Here is a 17,091-nt window from a genome sequence, read left to right on the forward strand (position 1 = left end):
TCACCTACTTTCGGTCACATGGGTTCGGGTGGCCCTATCAGTCGTCCCATGGCGCCGAACACACCCAATTCCTTGATTACCGCCAGTTCCCCACTGGTCTCGACCATTTCGGCAATCAACGGCAGATCAATGCTGTTGGTTGCGCGGAACATGGCGTCGATGAACAGGCGTTTGTCCGGTTGCTCGTCGATGCTGCGAACATAGGTGCCGTCGATTTTCAGATAGGCCAGTCCCAACTGGGTGAGATTGCCGATCTGGCTGAAGCGGCCGCCAAAATGCTGCAGGCCGAGGCGGTAACCGGTTTTGAGCAGGCTATGGCTCAGACTCTCCAGTTGTTCGGGGGAGGGCAGTTGGCGCTCGTCGATTTCCAGGGTCAGCAGCGGTGCAAGCTCGGGGAGGGAATCGAGCAGGTCGAGGATTTCCCTGAACTGTGTCTGATCACTCAGGGTGCTCCCGGACAGGCTCAATGCCAGCGGCCAGCGGTTGATCACCAGGTAATCCAGCGTAGCTTCGAGCATCGCCATGTCGAACCTTGCCGACCAGCCGAAGCGTTCGATCCACGGCAGGAAATGCCCGGCCGCAATCGCCTCCCCCTGTGGGTCGAGCAAGCGCGCCAGCACTTTGTGATGCAATACCTGGCTGGTGTCGGCGCATTGCACGACCGGTTGGAAGTACAGCTTTAACTTACCGTGTATCAGCGCGTCGTCGATCCAGGTGCGCCAGTCGTGTTGAGTGTGATTGATCGCCGAGTCGCCCCGGCTCAGATGTATCCAGGGTCGTTCGGGGTGCTGCCGTGCTTCGGTCAATGCCTGATCAAGCCGTAGCCATACGTCACTCGCCGGCTCGCCGGGCCGGTAGGTGACGATGCCCAGATGGGCGACGGGCGTGCAGTCACTGGCAGCGGTCAGGCGCAGGTTTTCCAGGGAGGCGCTGACCTCAGCGGCGAGGTGTGCGGCCTCGTCGTTGTTCAGCCCGGGGGCCAACAGGCTGAATTCACCTCCGCGATTGCGTGCTGCCAGCCAGGTCCGCCGTTCCGGTAATTGCGTCAAACGGGTGAGCAACTCAGCGACGGCACCGATCAGTGCATCGGTGCGCTGACCGCCAAGGCGTTGGTTGAGTCCGACCAAATCGTTGATGCGCAACATCAGCAAATGACCGTCGCGACTTTGTTCGCCCGGCAGCAAGCGAACTGCCAGTTGTTCATCGAGCAAACGCCGGTTTGCCAGCCCCGTCAGGCTATCCAGATACGCTTGGGCCTGAAGTTTTTCACTGCGCGCAGCCTCTTCGGTGAACAGGGCCTTGAGCTTTTCGACCATCTGGTTCATGGCCAACACCACCCGTTTCAATTCCGGCGTGCGGGGCAGCTTCGGCAGGCTGAGAAATTCGCGTTTGCTGATGGCTTCGGCTTGCTTGACCATATTGTCGAGCGGCCGCAGCTGCCGGCGCAACAGCCATCCTCCGAACACGGCACTGAGCAATCCGCACAACAGCAACCAGATCAGGCTGCCGAGGGTGCTGTCCCAAAGTTTGGCCAGGGCAAACTGCGGATTGCTCAGGACTTCAACCCGCGCCACTTGCTCCCAGCCGCGCATGATCAGCGCATCGCCACCTTCGGGGCGCAGATGGACCAGCCTGACGAACCAGCGCGGAACACCGTCGATTGGCGTGGACGTGCTGCGCTCCACCAACGCTTGGTCATTCTTGATGTCGACAATGCGGATGGTGCTGAAATAACCGCTGTCGAAAATCGAGCTGACCATCAGCTCGACCATTGCCGGGTCATCGATTTGCGTCGTCAGGGACAACCCCAGGGCAGTGGCCGCATCCTGAGCGTGGGCGCGCAGCTGGCTGAGCGTCTGCTCACGCGAGGTTTCCAGGCTGACAAAAAAACTGCCACTGAACGCCACCAGCAGGAACAGGCAGATGGCCAGAAACAACTGTTTGCGCAATGTCATGAAATTGCTCCTTGCTGTTGCGGCTAGCCATCGCCGACATCGAACCCTTCGGCCTGCATCTTTTTCAGCACGTCCTGCCAGCGCGACAGTTTTTTCGAATCGCTGCTGCGCTGGCCGCCGTTCTTGCCCGGCAGGTACAGGCCTTCGGCGTTGAAGGCATATACCGGCAACAGGTCTTTGCGCTGGGAGGCGGGGCGGATTTCGCCGATCAGGTTGTCCAGCACCAGCGGTTCGGACGTCGGGCTGCTGTAATAGGTCAGCACCATGTGTGCCTGGTTCTGGTTCAAGGCTTTGACATAAGTAATGCGCAGTTTTTCGCTGGGGACGCCGAGTTGGCGCAGGCTGAAATATTTGGCCAGGGCATAGTCCTCGCAGTCGGCAGCACCCTTGTTCAGGGCTTCGACGGGGGTGGCCCAGTAGTCGGTCTGATGCCAGATGCGCGTGTCGTCTTGAAAGGTCAACTGCTGATTGAAGAAACGATTGACCGCAGTCAGTTGCTCGCGCTCAGGTGCGCCTCGTTCGCCTTGGAGCATTTGGCCCCACGCCTCGATCCGACCACGGGCGGGGCCGAGAGGGCCGTAGCGTTTTTCGACGGAACGCAGGATTTGCGCGAAATCCCAGTCGGCCTGGACAGTTTGCAGGGCAGTGAAAAAGCAACTGGCCAGCAGCAGCCACCCGCCGAACCGGAGTCGGAGCGCTGGCCATCCTTGACTACGCGGACTGCGGGGCATGTCGGGCTGCTCAAATGCAGATTGGTGAAGTCTAGGTGGAGTTTGTAGCTAGCGCTCGGTCTGTTGAGTAATGGGTGTGCGTGTGAACATCGACCCCGAAACTCAGGACTTGCGCAAAGTCTTCTGCCGCAAGATATAAATCGTCACCAACAGTGCACTGGTCAGCATAAACCCCCGCGCCCATGGCATCGGCACCAGATAGCAGGAAAACAGAATGCTCACCCACATCAGGCCGATGGCGTAGACCTTGCCCTTGAGCGGAATACCGTTGCCGTCGAGGTAGTCGCGAATCCATGGCCCGAGCCGCGGATGTTCCACCAGCCAATGATAGAAACGCGGTGAACTGCGGGCGAAACAGGCGGCCGCGAGCAACAGGAAGGGGGTGGTGGGCAGTACGGGCAGGAAAATACCAATCACCCCCAACGCTACGCTCAGCCAGCCGATGGCCAGCAGCACGTAGCGCAACATCAGGGGGCGGTTGCCTATGGGGTTGTCCATAGGCAGGACCTTAATGGTGGCGTGGCTTGAGGATCGCCGGTTTTTCGTCTGGTGCGTTGCACAGCAGGTACAGCGCAGTCAGGGCTTCCGGGATCTGCACGATCATGTCGTCCATCAGGTTGGCATCCTTGGCGATGTCTTCGAACTCTGGCTGTTCGTCGAACAGGCCCGAGCCGACCATGATCGGCAGCAGCATTTCGCTGACTTCTTCTTCGGCGCTCTCGAACCAGGCTGCTTCGCGCAGGAACACGCCTTCCATGAAACCGATGCACCAGCCGCGCAGGTCGGAATCATCCGGCTCTTCGCCCAGGTCCAGGTCGCATGGCAACTCGAACTCTTCATCGGAGGCCAGTTGACGGGCGATGTGGGCCTTGAGGCCGATCAGGGTGGCTTCGATCTCTTCGCGTTGAGCTTCGCTGCTGTAATGCGGCTCTTCGGCGAAGAGCGCATCGATCCATTCGCGATCAGGAACGTCTTCGGAACAGATCGAAAGCGCGGTGAGATAGCCGTGTGCGGCCACGTAGTCCAGCGCCTCGTCATGCAGTTCGTCGGCGTCGAGGAAGACTTGCAGGCGGGTTAGTTGCTCAGCGAAGGACATTAAAGGACTACCTTGGGGAATGTTCGATGCGGGAATTCTAGGCCTTCTTGAGCGCTTGGGCCAGCCGCGCGGCATATTTGCCTCCCTATTAATGTAGGAGCTGCCGAAGGCTGCGATCTTTTGATCTTGAAAAACAAAATCAAAAGATTGCAGCCTTCGCCAGCTCCTGCCGGATCAGGTTTGACTTATCAGCGGCACCCTTTGCCGGACAGCGCTCGGGTATACTCGCGCGTTTTGTGATGCCCTGCTGGCGTCATGGCTCAGATGTGAAGCGTCATGCAACGCGCCCTTACTCTTTTTTGGTGCAGCGTTGCGGGTTCTGAACCAGCCTTGCAGGGATGTTTCGGTGATTTTTGGAGTTTTTATGCTCGAACAGGCTCAACGCGTCCTCAAGGACATCTTCGGCTACGACAGTTTCCGTGGCCGCCAGGGTGCAATCATTGAGCGCGTGGCCAGCGGCGGCGATGCCCTGGTTTTGATGCCTACCGGTGGCGGCAAGTCCCTGTGCTTCCAGGTCCCGGCGCTGCTGCGAGAAGGCCTGGCGGTGGTGGTGTCGCCGCTGATTGCGTTGATGGACGATCAGGTTGCCACTCTCGAAGAACTGGGTGTGGCCGCCGCGGCGTTGAACTCCACGCTGAGTGCCGAGCAGCAGCGCGATCTCGCGGCCCGCATCAAGCGCGGGGAAGTGAAAATGCTGTATCTCGCCCCCGAGCGCCTGGTCCAGCCGCGCATGTTGTCGTTCCTCCAAGGGTTGAATATCGCCTTGTTCGCCATCGACGAAGCCCACTGCGTATCGCAATGGGGCCACGACTTCCGTCCGGAATACCTGCAACTGGGGCAATTGGCGCAATTGTTCCCCGACGTACCGCGTATTGCCTTGACCGCCACGGCAGACAAGCGCACCCGGGAAGAAATCGTCACCCGTCTGCATTTGCAGGATGCCGAGCGCTTTCTGTCGAGTTTCGACCGCCCCAATATTTTCTATCGCATCGTGCCCAAGGAACAGCCGCGCAAGCAGTTGCTGGCGTTCCTCGCCGAACGGCGCAGCGATGCGGGCATCGTTTACTGCCTGTCTCGGAAAAAGGTCGAGGAAGTCGCAGCTTTCCTCAGCGAACAAGGCTTTCCGGCGCTGCCGTACCACGCCGGCCTGCCGAACGATTTGCGCGCCTATCACCAGAAGCGCTTCCTCAACGAGGAAGGCCTGATCATGGTCGCCACCGTCGCATTCGGCATGGGCATCGATAAACCCAACGTGCGGTTTGTCGCGCACCTCGATTTGCCGAAATCCCTTGAGGCCTATTACCAGGAAACCGGTCGCGGCGGCCGTGACGGCTTGCCGGCGGACGCGTGGATGGCCTACGGCCTGCAAGACGTGGTGATGCTCAAACAGATGTTGCAGAACTCCGAAGGCGACGAGCGTCACAAGCGCCTGGAGCAGCACAAGCTCGACGCGATGCTGTCGCTGTGCGAGGAAACCCGCTGCCGCCGCCAGACCTTGCTGGCCTACTTCGACGAGGACATGCCCGAACCTTGCGGTCACTGCGATAACTGTGTCGATGGCGTGCAGACCTGGGACGCCACCGAGCCGGCGCGTCAGGCGCTCTCGGCGATTTACCGCACCGGCCAGCGCTATGGCGTCGGGCATCTGGTGGACGTGTTGTTGGGCAAGGACAACGAGAAGGTCCGCAGCTTCGGTCATCAGCACCTGTCGGTGTTCGGGGTCGGCAAGGCGAGGGCCGAGAGCGAATGGCGCTCGTTGTTCCGACAGTTGGTGGCGCGCGGTCTGGCTGACGTCGACCATGAAGGGTATGGCGGCCTGCGCTTGAGCGATACCTGTCGGCCGCTACTCAAGGGCGAAGTGACCCTGGAATTGCGTCGCGACCTCAAGGCGCAAACCACCGCTAAAAGCAGCAAGAGCCAGGCCAGTCAACTGGTCCGTGGGGAGGAACGCGAGCAATGGGAGGCCTTGCGTGCCTTGCGTCGCAAACTCGCCGAGGAGCATGGCGTACCGCCGTACGTCATCTTCCCTGACTCGACCCTGCTGGAAATGCTGCGCAGCCAGCCGACTTCCCTGGCAGAAATGGCCACGGTCAGCGGCGTTGGCGCGCGCAAACTGGAACGCTATGGCGAGGCCTTCCTCGAAGTCCTCGGTGGTCAGGTCGAGGCCCCGAAGGTCGTGGCCGACGTGCGCCACGAACTGATCACACTGGCCCGGGCCGGCATGACGCCGTTGCAGATTGCCGGTCAGTTGCAGTGCTCGGAGAAGAACGTCTACACCATGCTGGCCGAAGCGATCGGCAAGCAGCAGTTGTCGCTGGAGCAGGCGCTGGATCTGCCTGAAGACCTCATGGGTGAAGTCCAGGACGCTTTCCTTGATGGCGAGGGCGAGTTGCCGCCGGTTTCCGAGATTGCGGCGCTGTTTGCCGGCAGGGTGCCGGAAGGGGTTTTGTATTGCGTTCGTGCAGCCTTGCAGTCTGAATTCGAAATTTGAGTGATTAGTACAGCTGATGTAACGATTCACTAACGATCAAGCCTTGCTTCGTGCCAAGGCTCATGCTTAGCTGACTAATAATTAGTATTTCTCTATTTTAGTCTGATCATGAGTCTTTTATGCCGTTAACCGAACCCCACCGATTTGGTATGCAACTGGCCCAGATGTCTCGCGGCTGGCGTGCCGAACTGGACCGTCGCCTGGCTGGCCTGGGGCTGTCCCAGGCGCGTTGGCTGGTGCTGCTGCATCTGGCCCGTTTCAACGACGCACCGACCCAACGTGAGCTGGCGCAAAGTGTCGGTGTCGAAGGACCGACTCTGGCCCGGTTGCTCGATAGCCTCGAAGGGCAGGGACTGGTGCAACGGCAGGCGGTTCTGGAAGATCGTCGGGCAAAAAAAATCGTCCTCTGCGCGCCGGCGCGTCCCCTGATCGAACAAATTGAAACCATCGCCAATCAGCTTCGTCACGAATTGTTCGAAGGCGTGGAAGAAGCGGATCTCAAGGTGTGCATGCGGGTTCACGGCCACATACTGGCCAACCTTGAAAAATCTTGAGGCATAACTGACCGTCAGGCTTGAGAGAAGCAGCGTCACGCGGACTATAAGAACTACTTGGCAATATCGTGTTCGTACCGGATGTGCGAATACGTGCGGGTCGGTTCTCGTTTTCCAAAGGATGCTCATGCTCAAGCGCTGGCGATTGGTTTTATGCAGTTGTTCCCGAGTAATGCTTGCTCTCGCCGCTGTCACTTACCCGGCGTTGGCGCCCGCGTTGGGCTTGGGTGATATCGCCCTTCATTCGGCGTTGAATCAACCATTGCGTGCCGAGATTACGCTCGTGGATGTCGCCGGGCTTGAAGAGGGCGAGCTTTCGGCCACGCTGGCGACGGCCGACGAGTTCAGGCGCGCAGGGGTCGATCGGGCAGTGTTTCTCGACAACCTGACATTCACTCCGGTCTTGCGGGGCAATCGCAGGCTGATCCAGGTGACGTCCAGCAAACCGGTGAATGAGCCGTTCCTGAACTTCCTCGTGCAGGTCAATCAGACCAATGGCCGATTGGTGCGCGAGTACACGCTGTTGATCGATCCGCCGGGTTCACCGGAGATTGTGCCCGCGACGGATGAGCCGGTTTTCAGTCCTTCCTCTGCCTTCCCCAGCGTGCAACCGGCCGTCGTGGCTCCGCCGGCGCCAGTCCAGCCGTCGCTGAAATCCGAGTCCGTTCAATCAGCTTCAGCACCCGACGCAGTCCCCGCTGCCGAGCAATTAGCGGCCAGTATCCTGCAAAACCGTCAGCTGCAAATCACTGTCGATGAGCTCAATGCAAAGCTTCGGGGCCAGGACAAGGAGATTTCGGTTCAGCAAAAACAGCTGGCGCAGCTGCAGTCCCGGCTGGTGGCGCTCAAGAGTGCGCAGGCTGAGCCGGTTTCCCCCGCTTTGGAAGTTGTTGAAGAATCCGACACTGACTGGTTGCAGGCTGCCAGGTTGCCACTGCTGGCGGTGTTGCTGGTACTGGGCTGGTTGTTGCTTCGTCAGCGTCGTTTATCTCGATCCGAGCCCTCGACCGAGCAGCCATCAGAAGCTGAGTCGATGGTTGATCTGCGGGGGGCCGATCGCGCGATGCAATCGGCTTGCGCGCAGCATGGCGAGATTCCAGTGGATCAGGAGCACATGCTTCAGGACGCCCCTGCGCGTTATCCGCAGCTCGCGTATTTCGCTCCCGTCGTTGATACAACGATGGCCGCTGCGGCCCCGCCCGAAGATGTGCCTGAGGAACCATACCGGCTTGAGCCTGAGGACCTGTCCATGAACTCAAGTTGGGAGCTGATCAATCCGTATGAAAGTGCCAGGCCTGCCGCCTTGAACGAGATCGAAGCAACAATGGAATGGGTATTGGAGCCTGATTCGCAGCCACGGGACGACCCCAAGCGTACAGCCCGGAACCAGCAAGCCGGGCTATCATGACGGCGTCCTCAGATCCTGGAGTTTCGCCTCGTCATGACCACCAGCAAACCGGAAATCATCATCACCTATTGCACCCAATGCCAATGGCTGTTGCGCGCGGCATGGCTGGCCCAGGAACTGCTCAGTACCTTTGGTGATGATTTGGGCAAAGTCTCCCTGGTGCCGGGCACGGGCGGGGTCTTTCATATTTTCTGCGGCGATGTGCAGATCTGGGAGCGTAAGGCGGACGGTGGTTTTCCTGAAGCCAAGGTCCTCAAGCAGCGGGTCCGTGATCAGATCGATCCGGACCGCGACCTGGGGCACAGCGACCGGACTCAGTGAGACGAAGCCTGAGTGGCAGTGGCTTGGTTGGGGGAGCCACTTGAGAGCCTGCTGGACACTACGATCGCCACGATAATCAAACCACCGCCGAGCAGCATGCGCAGGGTCGGGTTTTCATCGAACAACAGCCACGCCACGGTAATGCCGTAAACCGGCTCCAGGGCAAACACCACGGCGGCGGTGCGAGCCTTGATCACGGCGAGACTGGCGACAAACAGGCTGTGGGCGACACCGGTGCAGAATACGCCGAGCAGACCGATCCACAGCCAGTCGAGGGCACGCACTTCGCTCAATTGCGGTGCTGCCACTGGTAGCAGGCACAGGGCAACCACCACGTTCTGACACAAGGCGGCTTGCACGGGCGGTACTCGCCCGGAGCTGGCGCGGTTGGTCAGCGACAGCAGTGAGAAGAGCAAGCCGGAAGCCACCGCCCAAAGCAGGCCCGTGGTGGCGCCGCTGGCCAGATCGAAGTCCGGCGTGACCAGCACCAGGCCAATGCTGACAAGCACCACCAGCAGGATTTCATTGGCACGGATGCGCTCGCGGAAAATCAGTCCTTCGAGAATTACGGTAAACGCCGGGAAACTGGCAAAACCCAATGTTGCGATTGCAACGCCCGCAACTTTCACCGCAATGAAGAAACTCACCCAGTGCCCGGCCAGCAACAGACCGCTGAGCAACAGGCGGCGCCAGTCCACGGCTTCGAGTTTTTGCCAGCGTGTCTGGCTGGCAAACCGGGCAAAAAATGCCAGGGCCAATACGGCGAATGCAGCACGACCAAAAACGATGATCGCCGGTGAAGCGGCAGCGAGTTTGCCGAACACGCCGGTCAGGCCAAACATCAGTGCACCAATATGCAGGGCGCCAAGGGCGGTACGGGGAGTCATTGCAATCCTTAACAGTAAAATCATGTAGGCGCTGACGGAGGTTGCGATCTTTTGATCTTGATCTTGAAAAAAACAAGGTCAAAAGATCGCCCGAGCGCGGACCGAGCCTCCGGCAGCTCCTACATTGAACCGTGCGGCCCCGTGGTGTCTGTCGGCAAACTAGCGTTTTTTGTCGCCAGCCTCGCGCCGCAGTTTCCCGGGCGAGGCGCCGAACTCCCGTAGCACCGCCGCCGCAAACGCACTCTGCGAGCTATACCCGACCCGACAGGCAATTTCGCCAATGGGCAGCGCTGAGGTGCGCAGTAAGTCCACGGCGATGTGCAGGCGGCGGCTGCGAATGTAGTCCATCGGTGTCTGCCCGCATTCGGCCACGAATCGCGCGTGCAAGCGAGCATTGGACAGCCCGGCCACACGCGCCAGGTCGGCGACTTGCAAAGGATAGGCTGCGTACTGATCGATGTGCGCATTCAGCGCGGCGTAGGGCAGGCGCCGACCGCCGATGGCTTCAGGCCCGACCTTGTTGAGACTGGCCAGCAGCAAGACCGCGCCCTGTTGCGCAATCAGCGGATCATCGACCGGGCTGTTCGCCAGCCAATGCACCAATTGGCTTTGCCCGGCATCCAGTGCCAGCCGACCGGCATTGTCGAGCAGGCGTCGGCTCGAATCGGCGTGATCACCCAGCGACTGCGCCACCCATTGCTCGCTGGGCACGTCCAACACCAGGCAACGGCTGCCATTGGCGCTACCGCAAGCATGATGGGCGCCGGACGGTATCACCACGAAGCTCTGCTGAACCACCTGACTGCCATGGCCGCCGACCTCGAAATCCAGCGCGCCCGACAGCCCGAACACCAGTTGCGCGTGTTCGTGGCTGTGAACGATCAGGTCGTGGCTGTACTGGCGTAGCGTGAGGATCGGTCTCATCGCAGTTCTCCCGGGTCAGGCCGCCAGTCTACACCGAGTGAGCATGCAAACGCCGTCACAGGACTGACTTGGCGCTGTCATGGACCATTAACCGCTCCGGCGCAGACTGGCCAAAAATTGCCAGAGGGTTGCCCATGACCAGCGCCGAGCTCGCCAAACCCACCCGTAAGCAACGCGTGCGGACTTTGTGGATTTCCGACGTGCATCTGGGTACGCGGGATTGTCAGGCTGAACACCTTTCGCAATTTCTCAAGGGCTACCACGCGGACAAGGTTTACCTGGTCGGCGACATCATCGATGGCTGGAAACTGCGCGGTGGCATGTACTGGCCCCAGGCGCACACCAATGTGATCCGACGCTTGCTGACCATGAGCAAGCGCGGCACCGAGGTGATTTATGTCACCGGCAACCACGACGAATTCCTGCGCCGTTATTCGAAGCTGATACTGGGCAATATCCAGCTGGTCGACGAGGCCGTGCATGTCACCGCCGATGGCCGGCATCTGCTGGTGATTCACGGCGACCAGTTCGATGTGATCACCCGTTACCACCGCTGGCTGGCGTTCCTCGGCGACTGGGCCTACGAGTTCACCCTGACCCTCAATCGCTGGCTAAACCACTGGCGGGCGCGTTATGGCTACGGTTACTGGTCGCTGTCGGCGTACCTCAAGCACAAGGTCAAAACCGCGGTCAGTTTTATCAGCGACTTCGAAGAAGCCATCGCCCATGAGTGCGTCAAACGCGAACTGCATGGCGTGGTGTGTGGGCACATTCACCATGCGGAGATCCGCAAGGTGGGCGGGGTGGATTACCTCAATTGCGGGGATTGGGTGGAATCGTGCACGGCGCTGATCGAGCACTGGGATGGCACGATCGAGTTGTATCGGTTGGCCGATGCCCAGGTGCGGGAGGTGCAGTTGAAGGCTTCGAAAGTCGAAGAACTGGCTTGAAAAGATCGCAGCCTGCGGCAACTCCTACAGAGAGTCGTGATTGTAGAAGCTGCCGCAGGCTGCGATCTTTTAACTTCAGGCTGGCGATTGTTCTTCCATCGCCGCCTTGTAGATGGAATTCTTCGGCTGCGCAAACAACCGCTCCATCATCGGCTCGAAGAAGCTCAGCGGCAGCGTATCGTATTCTGGATCAAACGCCGCGGCATCGTACTTTGCGCAGAATTCGGCCGTCGCCTGATATTGCGGATGGTCCTTGAATTGCTCGCGTAGGTGCCGGTCCATGCCCAGGTGATGGAAGAAATAGTAACCCTGGAAAATCCCGTGTTTCTCCACCATCCACAAGTTTTCGGCGCTGACGAATGGCTTGAGGATCGCCGCAGCAATGTCCGGGTGGTTAAAGGAACCCAGGGTGTCGCCGATATCGTGAAGAAGGGCGCAAACCACGTACTCTTCGTCGCGGCCATCGCGCCAGGCGCGGGTGGCGGTTTGCAGGGAGTGTGTGAGGCGATCCACCGGGAACCCGCCAAAGTCACCCTCCAGCAACTTCAGGTGCGCCACAATCCGGGTCGGCAATTGTCGGGCGTAAGCACTGAAGTCTGCCGCGATGATCGCCCAGTCTTCCTCCGTGCCATCCTTCATGTGGGTGAAACGGGCATTGGCATTCATCGGCAGGTCTCCCGCGGCGTATGACTAGAACGGAACGCGCCCCAGAATCATGTCCCGGTACATCACGAAGTCACCGAGCAGGCTATAGAGGGGATGTTGAAAGGTGGCCGGGCGGTTCTTCTCGAAGAAAAAGTGCCCGACCCAGGCGAAGCTGTAACCCGCCAGCGGCAGGGCCCACAACAGCATCCACGCACCACGACCGATGGTCAGCGCCAGAATGAAAATGACCAGGGTTGTGCCGATAAAATGCAATCGTCGACAAGTACTGTCGCTGTGTTCGCTGAGGTAGTACGGATAGAACTCAGCGAAGCTGTTGAAACGCTTGATGTTATCCACGACTGCGATCTCTGTGGTTATTGTTCTGACGGCAACTTGTTCTGCGGGTAGCTTATTTGAGTCTAAAGTGATCATTGGTATCAGCCAGTGACAATAGGCGCCACTTTAGTATCCTTTCGGAAATCAGCCGCGACGAGACGGCTCACCAAGACAGAAAACGCCATGAGCGAACGAACGACTTCTGCAAGCTGGGCGATGGGAATTGTCAAAGCACTGGAAATGGACGGCCTGGATTGTCGGGTTTTGTTCAAGCAGCTAGGGCTCGACTACGCGGCACTGGATGATCCGGATGCGCGCTTCCCGCAGGATTCCATGACGCGGCTGTGGCAGCGCGCGGTCGATTTGTCGGGTAACCCGGCGATCGGCCTGAACATGGGCAAGGTGGTGCGGCCTGCGCAATTCCACGTGGCAGGCTACGCCTTGATGTCCAGTCAGACCCTGGCCGAGGGCTTCCGGCGTCTGGTGCGTTTTCAGCGCATTATCGCCGAAAGTGCCGACCTGAGTTTCAAACTGCTTGATGATGGCTACGCGCTGATTCTGACGGTGCATGGTGATCATCTACCGCCTACCCGACAAAGTGCAGAAGCTTCGCTGGCCTGCGCGCTGGCCCTGTGCGGCTGGCTAACGGGGCGGACATTGCAGCCGCGCAAAGTGTTGGTTCAGGGTGATCAACCGGCCAATCTGGAACCTTACAAGCAGGCCTTTCATGCGCCTCTGGTGTTCAACGCACCGTACGATGCGCTGATCTTCGAGCGTTCGGACATGGAAGCACCGTTACCGACGGCCAACGAGGCCATGGCGTTACTGCATGACCGTTTTGCCGGTGAATACCTGGCGCGCTTCTCGGAAACCCGCGTGACCCACAAGGCGCGGCAGGTGTTGTGTCGTCTGTTGCCTCAAGGGGAACCCAAGCGCGACGCCGTGGCGCAGACGCTGCATTTGTCCCAGCGAACCTTGCAGCGTCGTTTGCAGGAAGAGGGCACGAGCTTCCAGGTGTTGCTCGACGATACCCGACGCGAATTGGCCGAGCAGTATCTGGCGCAACCGAACATGACCTTGCTGGAAATTGCCTATCTGCTGGGTTTCGCCGATCCGAGCAATTTCTTCCGCGCCTTCCGCCGCTGGTTCGACGCCACGCCCGGCGAGTACCGGATGCGGCTATTGCAGGCACCTGCGGCGATCAATGACGCCAAAATGCCGGAATACACAGCACAAACACAGTAATGATCTCCAGTCGGCCCAGCAGCATGCCGAACGAGAGAATCCATTTGGCGGCGTCCGGCAGGGTGGCGAAGTTGCCTGCCGGGCCGATGGTTTCGCCCAAGCCCGGGCCGACGCCGGATACGGTGCTGGCCGCGCCGGTCAAAGCGGTCATCCAGTCCACGCCGAGCAGCGACAGCAGCAGTGCGATCACGCAGATGGTGATGGCGAAAAAGAACGAAAAGGTCAGGATCGACCGCACGATCTCTTCATCGAGCCGGTGGCCGTTGTACTTTTGCTTGATCACCGCCCTCGGGTGAATCAGCTGGTTAAGGTTGGCCTTGAGCAGGATATAGGCGACCTGGAAGCGGAAAATCTTGATCCCGCCAGCGGTCGATCCCGAGCAACCGCCGACAAAGCCCAGATAAAAGAACAGCATCAACGAGAAATTACCCCACAGGCTGTAGTCCCCCAGCGCAAAGCCGGTCGTGGTTACGACTGACGTCACGTTCAGCGCCACATGCCGCAGCGCGTCCAGCCAATGCATCTGGGTGGTCCACCAGTACCAGGTGCCGAGCACCAGCCAGGTCACCAGCAACATACCGAGCAAACCCTGCACCTGTTGGTCCTTGATCAGAGCCCGACGGTTGCCCCGCAACATGGCGACGTACAGGGTGAACGGCAGGGCACCGAGAATCATGATGACGATCGCCACCCAATGCACCGCAGGCTCCGGCCACTTGGCCAAAGACTGGTCGGAGGTGGAGAAACCGCCGGTGGAAATCGCCGACATCGCGTGGTTGATCGCATCGAACGGGCTCATCCCGGCCCACCAGAACGCCAGGCTGCCGAAAATGGTAATGCCGACATAGGCTGCCACGATCAGGCGCGCCACCATGTGCGAACGGGGCATGACTTTTTCCGAACGGTCCGACGATTCGGTCTGGAACAGCCGCATGCCACCGATACGCAACAGCGGCAGAATCGCGACCGCCATGCCGATAAAGCCGATGCCGCCGATCCAGTGCAGCAACGAGCGCCACATCAGGATGCCGGGGGACATGGTGTCCAGGCCGTTGAGCACGGTCGCACCGGTGGCGGTAATGCCGGACATGCTTTCAAAGAAGGAGTCGGTGTAGCTGATGTGCTGAGTCAATAGAAACGGCAGCGCAGCAAAGATGCACACCACCAGCCAACTGCTCACGGTCAGCAGGTACATGTCGCGCGGGCGTAAATGTATGTGTTCGGGGCGCCCCGGAATCACCAGCGCCAAACCGGCGACAAAGGTGATCATGCTGGCCCAGAGAAACGAGGGCAGGTCGCTGGTGCGATCAAAGATGACCAGCGTGGCCATGGGTACGACCATGGCGATTGCCAGCGTAATCAGGAAGATGCCGATGATGAAACCAATGATCCGTAAGGTCGGCAACGCCATGAGGTCCGCTCGGCTGAAATGAGGAAGGGCGCCATTCTACCCGCGGGGCAGGCCATGTAAACCGCACTGCGATGGTAGTTACAGCTAGAATAGCCGCACAAATTTTTCAGGAGGTGGCCGATGCAGGCTCTCGACGCTTTGCTCAACCGTGTTTCCGTTCCACGATTGCTTGATCCGGCACCGACCGCCGAGCAGCGTGAAGTGCTGTTTGCCGCCGCCATGCGGGCACCGGACCACGGCCATTTGCAACCCTGGCGCTTCCTGACGGTGGAGGGTGCGGCGCGTGAGCAGATGGGCGAGTTGCTTGCTGAAGCGGCGAAACTGCAGGACAGCGAAGTCTCCGAAGCGGCCATCGACAAAGCGCGCAACGGTCCGTTGCGGGCGCCATTGGTGGTGGTGGTGATTGCTCGCGTGCAGGATCACGTCAAATACCCGAAGTCCGAGCAACTGTTGGCGGCGGGTTGTGCGGCGCACGGGATTTTGCTGGCGGCGTACGCACAGGGTATAGGGGCGGTATGGCGTACCGGTGACCTGGCCTATTCGCCGCATGTGGCCAAAGGTTTGGGATTGGCAGAAGGGGAGGAGGTGATTGCTTTCCTGTATCTCGGTACACCGCAGAAAGAACCGCGAGTGGCCGAGAAGGTCGACTTGGCCGAGTTCGTCAGCGCCTGGCCCGGTAATAAAGCCTAAAGATCAACAGATCTTTTTTGCATCGCCACGGCGCTTACAACGCAGCGATGGCTCCGGGCACTAACGGCAACTCCAGGCTCGCAATAAACCCGCCCTCAGGGTGATTGGCCAGCACCAGGGTGCCGCCATGCCGTTCCGCAGCACGGCGCGCAATGGCCAGCCCCAGGCCATGGCCACCCGCCGTCTGGCCCGGAGCGCGGTAGAACGGCTCACCGAGCTGATTCAGGTGCTCGGCGTTAACCCCTGGCCCATGGTCGCGCACGGTTACCACAATGCGATCGCCATGGCGCAACGCCTGCATCTCAATCGGTAGCCCCCCCACCGGGTTGAAGCGCAATGCATTGCGCAAAAGATTGTCCACCGCCCGTTCGATCATGGTCGGCCAACCCTTGAGGTTCAGTTGCTGCTCGGCTTCGAGATGAACCAACTGATCTGGCGAGCCCAGTTGCGCATCCTTTTGCAGCGTATTGAGCAAGGCATTGAGGTCCACCTCTTCCGCACTCGCGTTGTCGGAATCGACCCGCGCCAACACCAGGATTTCGCTGATCAGCGCTTCGAGGCGATCGCATTCGCGGGTCAGGCGGGGCCAGAGTTGTTCGCGTTCCTGTGGGTTGGCCCGTTCGGCTAACGCCAGGGCGATGCGCAGGCGGGCGAGGGGGGAACGCAGTTCGTGGGACACATCGCGCAGTAATTGCCGCTGGCTGCCGATCAGGCTTTGCAGGCGTGCACCCATGCGGTTGAAGTCGTTGGCCAGCACGCCAAATTCATCGCGGCGGTTGGCCAGTTTCACCAGGCTGTTTTGCTGATAGGTGGTTTGGCCAAGGTCATGCACCGCGCCACGCAGACGGCTCAGTGGGCGGGTGATGGAAAAGGTCACCAGCAGACTGAACAGGGTCAGTACCACCAACGCGATACCCAATGCGCTCAACGGCCAAAGCAGGCTCTCACGGTGCCAGGCGTCCAGTTCGGGGTGGGGGATGCGGTAGATCAGCAGGTAGGTGTCACCGGTTTTTTCGCTGGTGAATTCATCGGTCAGGCGCCGCCATGGCAGGCGTCGGTCTTCATTGTTTTGCCGCGCTTCGAACGCTGCGGCGCGACGCGGGAACGTACCGCGCACCACCGGGTCGCCACTTTCGTTGAGCACCTGAACGTCGATGTGGTACTGGCGTTTGCGTTGCTGAAGAAGGTCCTGAGCGGCTTCCTCACCCTGGGATTCGTAGGTTTGCGTCCACTGTTCGGCCAAGGTGTTGAGGCCCGGGTGGCGGCTGAGAATCCATGCGTCCTGATTGAGCATGTGCCCGAGCAGAATGGACAGCCCCGCGACCAGAGCGATGGCCAGCCAGAAGCTGGCCAGAATACGCCAGAACAATGAACGCACAGAAAATCCTCAAGCAAACACATTCCAATGCAGGAGCGAGCTTGCTCGCGATAGCGTCGGCACATTCAA

Annotated in this window: 17 protein-coding genes; 7 read left to right on the forward strand and 10 right to left on the reverse strand. The window is 59.8% G+C overall.

The window, feature by feature from the left end; genetic code table 11:
* Nucleotides 1-14: 14 nt before the first annotated feature.
* The 4 genes from lapD to QMK58_RS08565 form a co-directional block, all read right to left on the reverse strand.
* On the reverse strand, nucleotides 15-1,955 hold the full coding sequence (gene lapD, locus QMK58_RS08550) for a cyclic di-GMP receptor LapD (protein ID WP_320396151.1): 1,941 nt from the start codon (nucleotides 1,953-1,955) through the stop codon (nucleotides 15-17).
* A 23-nt stretch (nucleotides 1,956-1,978) separates the two neighbouring features.
* Nucleotides 1,979-2,686 (reverse strand): cysteine protease LapG, encoded by a 708-nt coding sequence (gene lapG / locus QMK58_RS08555; RefSeq protein WP_053156426.1) that lies wholly within the window; start codon nucleotides 2,684-2,686, stop codon nucleotides 1,979-1,981.
* A gap of 102 nt (nucleotides 2,687-2,788) precedes the next feature.
* A complete protein-coding gene (locus QMK58_RS08560) occupies nucleotides 2,789-3,184 on the reverse strand; it encodes a YbaN family protein (RefSeq protein ID WP_053156429.1) in 396 nt (131 codons plus the stop codon).
* Between the two features lie 10 nt (nucleotides 3,185-3,194).
* On the reverse strand, nucleotides 3,195-3,782 hold the full coding sequence (locus QMK58_RS08565; RefSeq protein WP_053156432.1) for a YecA family protein: 588 nt from the start codon (nucleotides 3,780-3,782) through the stop codon (nucleotides 3,195-3,197).
* A gap of 364 nt (nucleotides 3,783-4,146) precedes the next feature.
* On the opposite strand from QMK58_RS08565, the gene recQ reads away from it, so the two are divergent.
* The 4 genes from recQ (at nucleotide 4,147) to QMK58_RS08585 (ending at nucleotide 8,556) form a co-directional block, all read left to right on the forward strand.
* On the forward strand, nucleotides 4,147-6,273 hold the full coding sequence (gene recQ / locus QMK58_RS08570; protein WP_320396152.1) for a DNA helicase RecQ: 2,127 nt from the start codon (nucleotides 4,147-4,149) through the stop codon (nucleotides 6,271-6,273).
* 119 nt (nucleotides 6,274-6,392) lie between these two features.
* Entirely contained in the window at nucleotides 6,393-6,827 is a 435-nt protein-coding gene (locus QMK58_RS08575) for a MarR family transcriptional regulator (RefSeq protein ID WP_053156439.1), read from the forward strand.
* Between the two features lie 127 nt (nucleotides 6,828-6,954).
* The gene (locus tag QMK58_RS08580) at nucleotides 6,955-8,235 is read left to right on the forward strand and encodes a hypothetical protein (RefSeq protein WP_320396153.1); all 1,281 of its coding nucleotides are present in this window, start codon (nucleotides 6,955-6,957) and stop codon (nucleotides 8,233-8,235) included.
* 33 nt (nucleotides 8,236-8,268) lie between these two features.
* The gene (locus QMK58_RS08585; protein ID WP_053156445.1) at nucleotides 8,269-8,556 is read left to right on the forward strand and encodes a SelT/SelW/SelH family protein; all 288 of its coding nucleotides are present in this window, start codon (nucleotides 8,269-8,271) and stop codon (nucleotides 8,554-8,556) included.
* Here the strand turns inward: QMK58_RS08585 and QMK58_RS08590 are convergent.
* Nucleotides 8,550-9,443, reverse strand: coding sequence for a DMT family transporter (locus tag QMK58_RS08590; protein ID WP_053156448.1), 894 nt, complete (start codon nucleotides 9,441-9,443; stop codon nucleotides 8,550-8,552). The genes QMK58_RS08585 and QMK58_RS08590 overlap by 7 nt on opposite strands.
* A gap of 159 nt (nucleotides 9,444-9,602) precedes the next feature.
* A complete protein-coding gene (locus QMK58_RS08595; RefSeq protein WP_053156451.1) occupies nucleotides 9,603-10,367 on the reverse strand; it encodes a helix-turn-helix transcriptional regulator in 765 nt (254 codons plus the stop codon).
* Between the two features lie 134 nt (nucleotides 10,368-10,501).
* Between QMK58_RS08595 and QMK58_RS08600 the strand changes: the two genes are divergently transcribed.
* The gene (locus tag QMK58_RS08600; protein ID WP_320396154.1) at nucleotides 10,502-11,317 is read left to right on the forward strand and encodes a UDP-2,3-diacylglucosamine diphosphatase; all 816 of its coding nucleotides are present in this window, start codon (nucleotides 10,502-10,504) and stop codon (nucleotides 11,315-11,317) included.
* Between the two features lie 75 nt (nucleotides 11,318-11,392).
* Here the strand turns inward: QMK58_RS08600 and QMK58_RS08605 are convergent, their stop codons facing one another.
* A complete protein-coding gene (locus tag QMK58_RS08605) occupies nucleotides 11,393-11,983 on the reverse strand; it encodes a phosphohydrolase (protein ID WP_320396155.1) in 591 nt (196 codons plus the stop codon).
* A 24-nt stretch (nucleotides 11,984-12,007) separates the two neighbouring features.
* Nucleotides 12,008-12,319, reverse strand: a complete 312-nt coding sequence (locus QMK58_RS08610; RefSeq protein WP_053156458.1) for a DUF962 domain-containing protein — start codon at nucleotides 12,317-12,319, stop codon at nucleotides 12,008-12,010.
* 162 nt (nucleotides 12,320-12,481) lie between these two features.
* Here QMK58_RS08610 and QMK58_RS08615 point away from each other — a divergent pair, with 162 nt between their 5' ends.
* A complete protein-coding gene (locus QMK58_RS08615; RefSeq protein WP_082344434.1) occupies nucleotides 12,482-13,543 on the forward strand; it encodes an AraC family transcriptional regulator in 1,062 nt (353 codons plus the stop codon).
* Here the strand turns inward: QMK58_RS08615 and QMK58_RS08620 are convergent.
* Complete coding sequence (locus QMK58_RS08620; RefSeq protein ID WP_053156464.1) at nucleotides 13,500-14,954, reverse strand: TrkH family potassium uptake protein; 1,455 nt, start codon at nucleotides 14,952-14,954, stop codon at nucleotides 13,500-13,502. The genes QMK58_RS08615 and QMK58_RS08620 overlap by 44 nt on opposite strands.
* Before the next feature lie 120 nt (nucleotides 14,955-15,074).
* Between QMK58_RS08620 and QMK58_RS08625 the strand changes: the two genes are divergently transcribed.
* Entirely contained in the window at nucleotides 15,075-15,644 is a 570-nt protein-coding gene (locus QMK58_RS08625) for an NAD(P)H nitroreductase (RefSeq protein WP_053156467.1), read from the forward strand.
* A 34-nt stretch (nucleotides 15,645-15,678) separates the two neighbouring features.
* Here QMK58_RS08625 and QMK58_RS08630 read toward each other — a convergent pair whose 3' ends face one another.
* A complete protein-coding gene (locus tag QMK58_RS08630) occupies nucleotides 15,679-17,022 on the reverse strand; it encodes a sensor histidine kinase (RefSeq protein WP_053156470.1) in 1,344 nt (447 codons plus the stop codon).
* Between the last annotated feature and the right edge of the window lie 69 nt (nucleotides 17,023-17,091).

It is taken from the genome of Pseudomonas sp. P8_241, from assembly GCF_034008315.1.
In the GTDB taxonomy this organism is placed as follows: Bacteria; Pseudomonadota; Gammaproteobacteria; order Pseudomonadales; family Pseudomonadaceae; genus Aquipseudomonas.

Excerpts from the sequence above, each read along its gene's own strand:
- lapD (WP_320396151.1), bottom strand. The coding sequence starts at position 1,955 with ATGACATTGCGCAAACAGTTGTTTCTGGCCATCTGCCTGTTCCTGCTG.
- lapG (WP_053156426.1), bottom strand. The coding sequence starts at position 2,686 with ATGCCCCGCAGTCCGCGTAGTCAAGGATGGCCAGCGCTCCGACTCCGG.
- QMK58_RS08560 (WP_053156429.1), bottom strand. The coding sequence starts at position 3,184 with ATGGACAACCCCATAGGCAACCGCCCCCTGATGTTGCGCTACGTGCTG.
- QMK58_RS08565 (WP_053156432.1), bottom strand. The coding sequence starts at position 3,782 with ATGTCCTTCGCTGAGCAACTAACCCGCCTGCAAGTCTTCCTCGACGCC.
- recQ (WP_320396152.1), top strand. The coding sequence starts at position 4,147 with ATGCTCGAACAGGCTCAACGCGTCCTCAAGGACATCTTCGGCTACGAC.
- QMK58_RS08575 (WP_053156439.1), top strand. The coding sequence starts at position 6,393 with ATGCCGTTAACCGAACCCCACCGATTTGGTATGCAACTGGCCCAGATG.
- QMK58_RS08580 (WP_320396153.1), top strand. The coding sequence starts at position 6,955 with ATGCTCAAGCGCTGGCGATTGGTTTTATGCAGTTGTTCCCGAGTAATG.
- QMK58_RS08585 (WP_053156445.1), top strand. The coding sequence starts at position 8,269 with ATGACCACCAGCAAACCGGAAATCATCATCACCTATTGCACCCAATGC.
- QMK58_RS08590 (WP_053156448.1), bottom strand. The coding sequence starts at position 9,443 with ATGACTCCCCGTACCGCCCTTGGCGCCCTGCATATTGGTGCACTGATG.
- QMK58_RS08595 (WP_053156451.1), bottom strand. The coding sequence starts at position 10,367 with ATGAGACCGATCCTCACGCTACGCCAGTACAGCCACGACCTGATCGTT.
- QMK58_RS08600 (WP_320396154.1), top strand. The coding sequence starts at position 10,502 with ATGACCAGCGCCGAGCTCGCCAAACCCACCCGTAAGCAACGCGTGCGG.
- QMK58_RS08605 (WP_320396155.1), bottom strand. The coding sequence starts at position 11,983 with ATGAATGCCAATGCCCGTTTCACCCACATGAAGGATGGCACGGAGGAA.
- QMK58_RS08615 (WP_082344434.1), top strand. The coding sequence starts at position 12,482 with ATGAGCGAACGAACGACTTCTGCAAGCTGGGCGATGGGAATTGTCAAA.
- QMK58_RS08620 (WP_053156464.1), bottom strand. The coding sequence starts at position 14,954 with ATGGCGTTGCCGACCTTACGGATCATTGGTTTCATCATCGGCATCTTC.
- QMK58_RS08625 (WP_053156467.1), top strand. The coding sequence starts at position 15,075 with ATGCAGGCTCTCGACGCTTTGCTCAACCGTGTTTCCGTTCCACGATTG.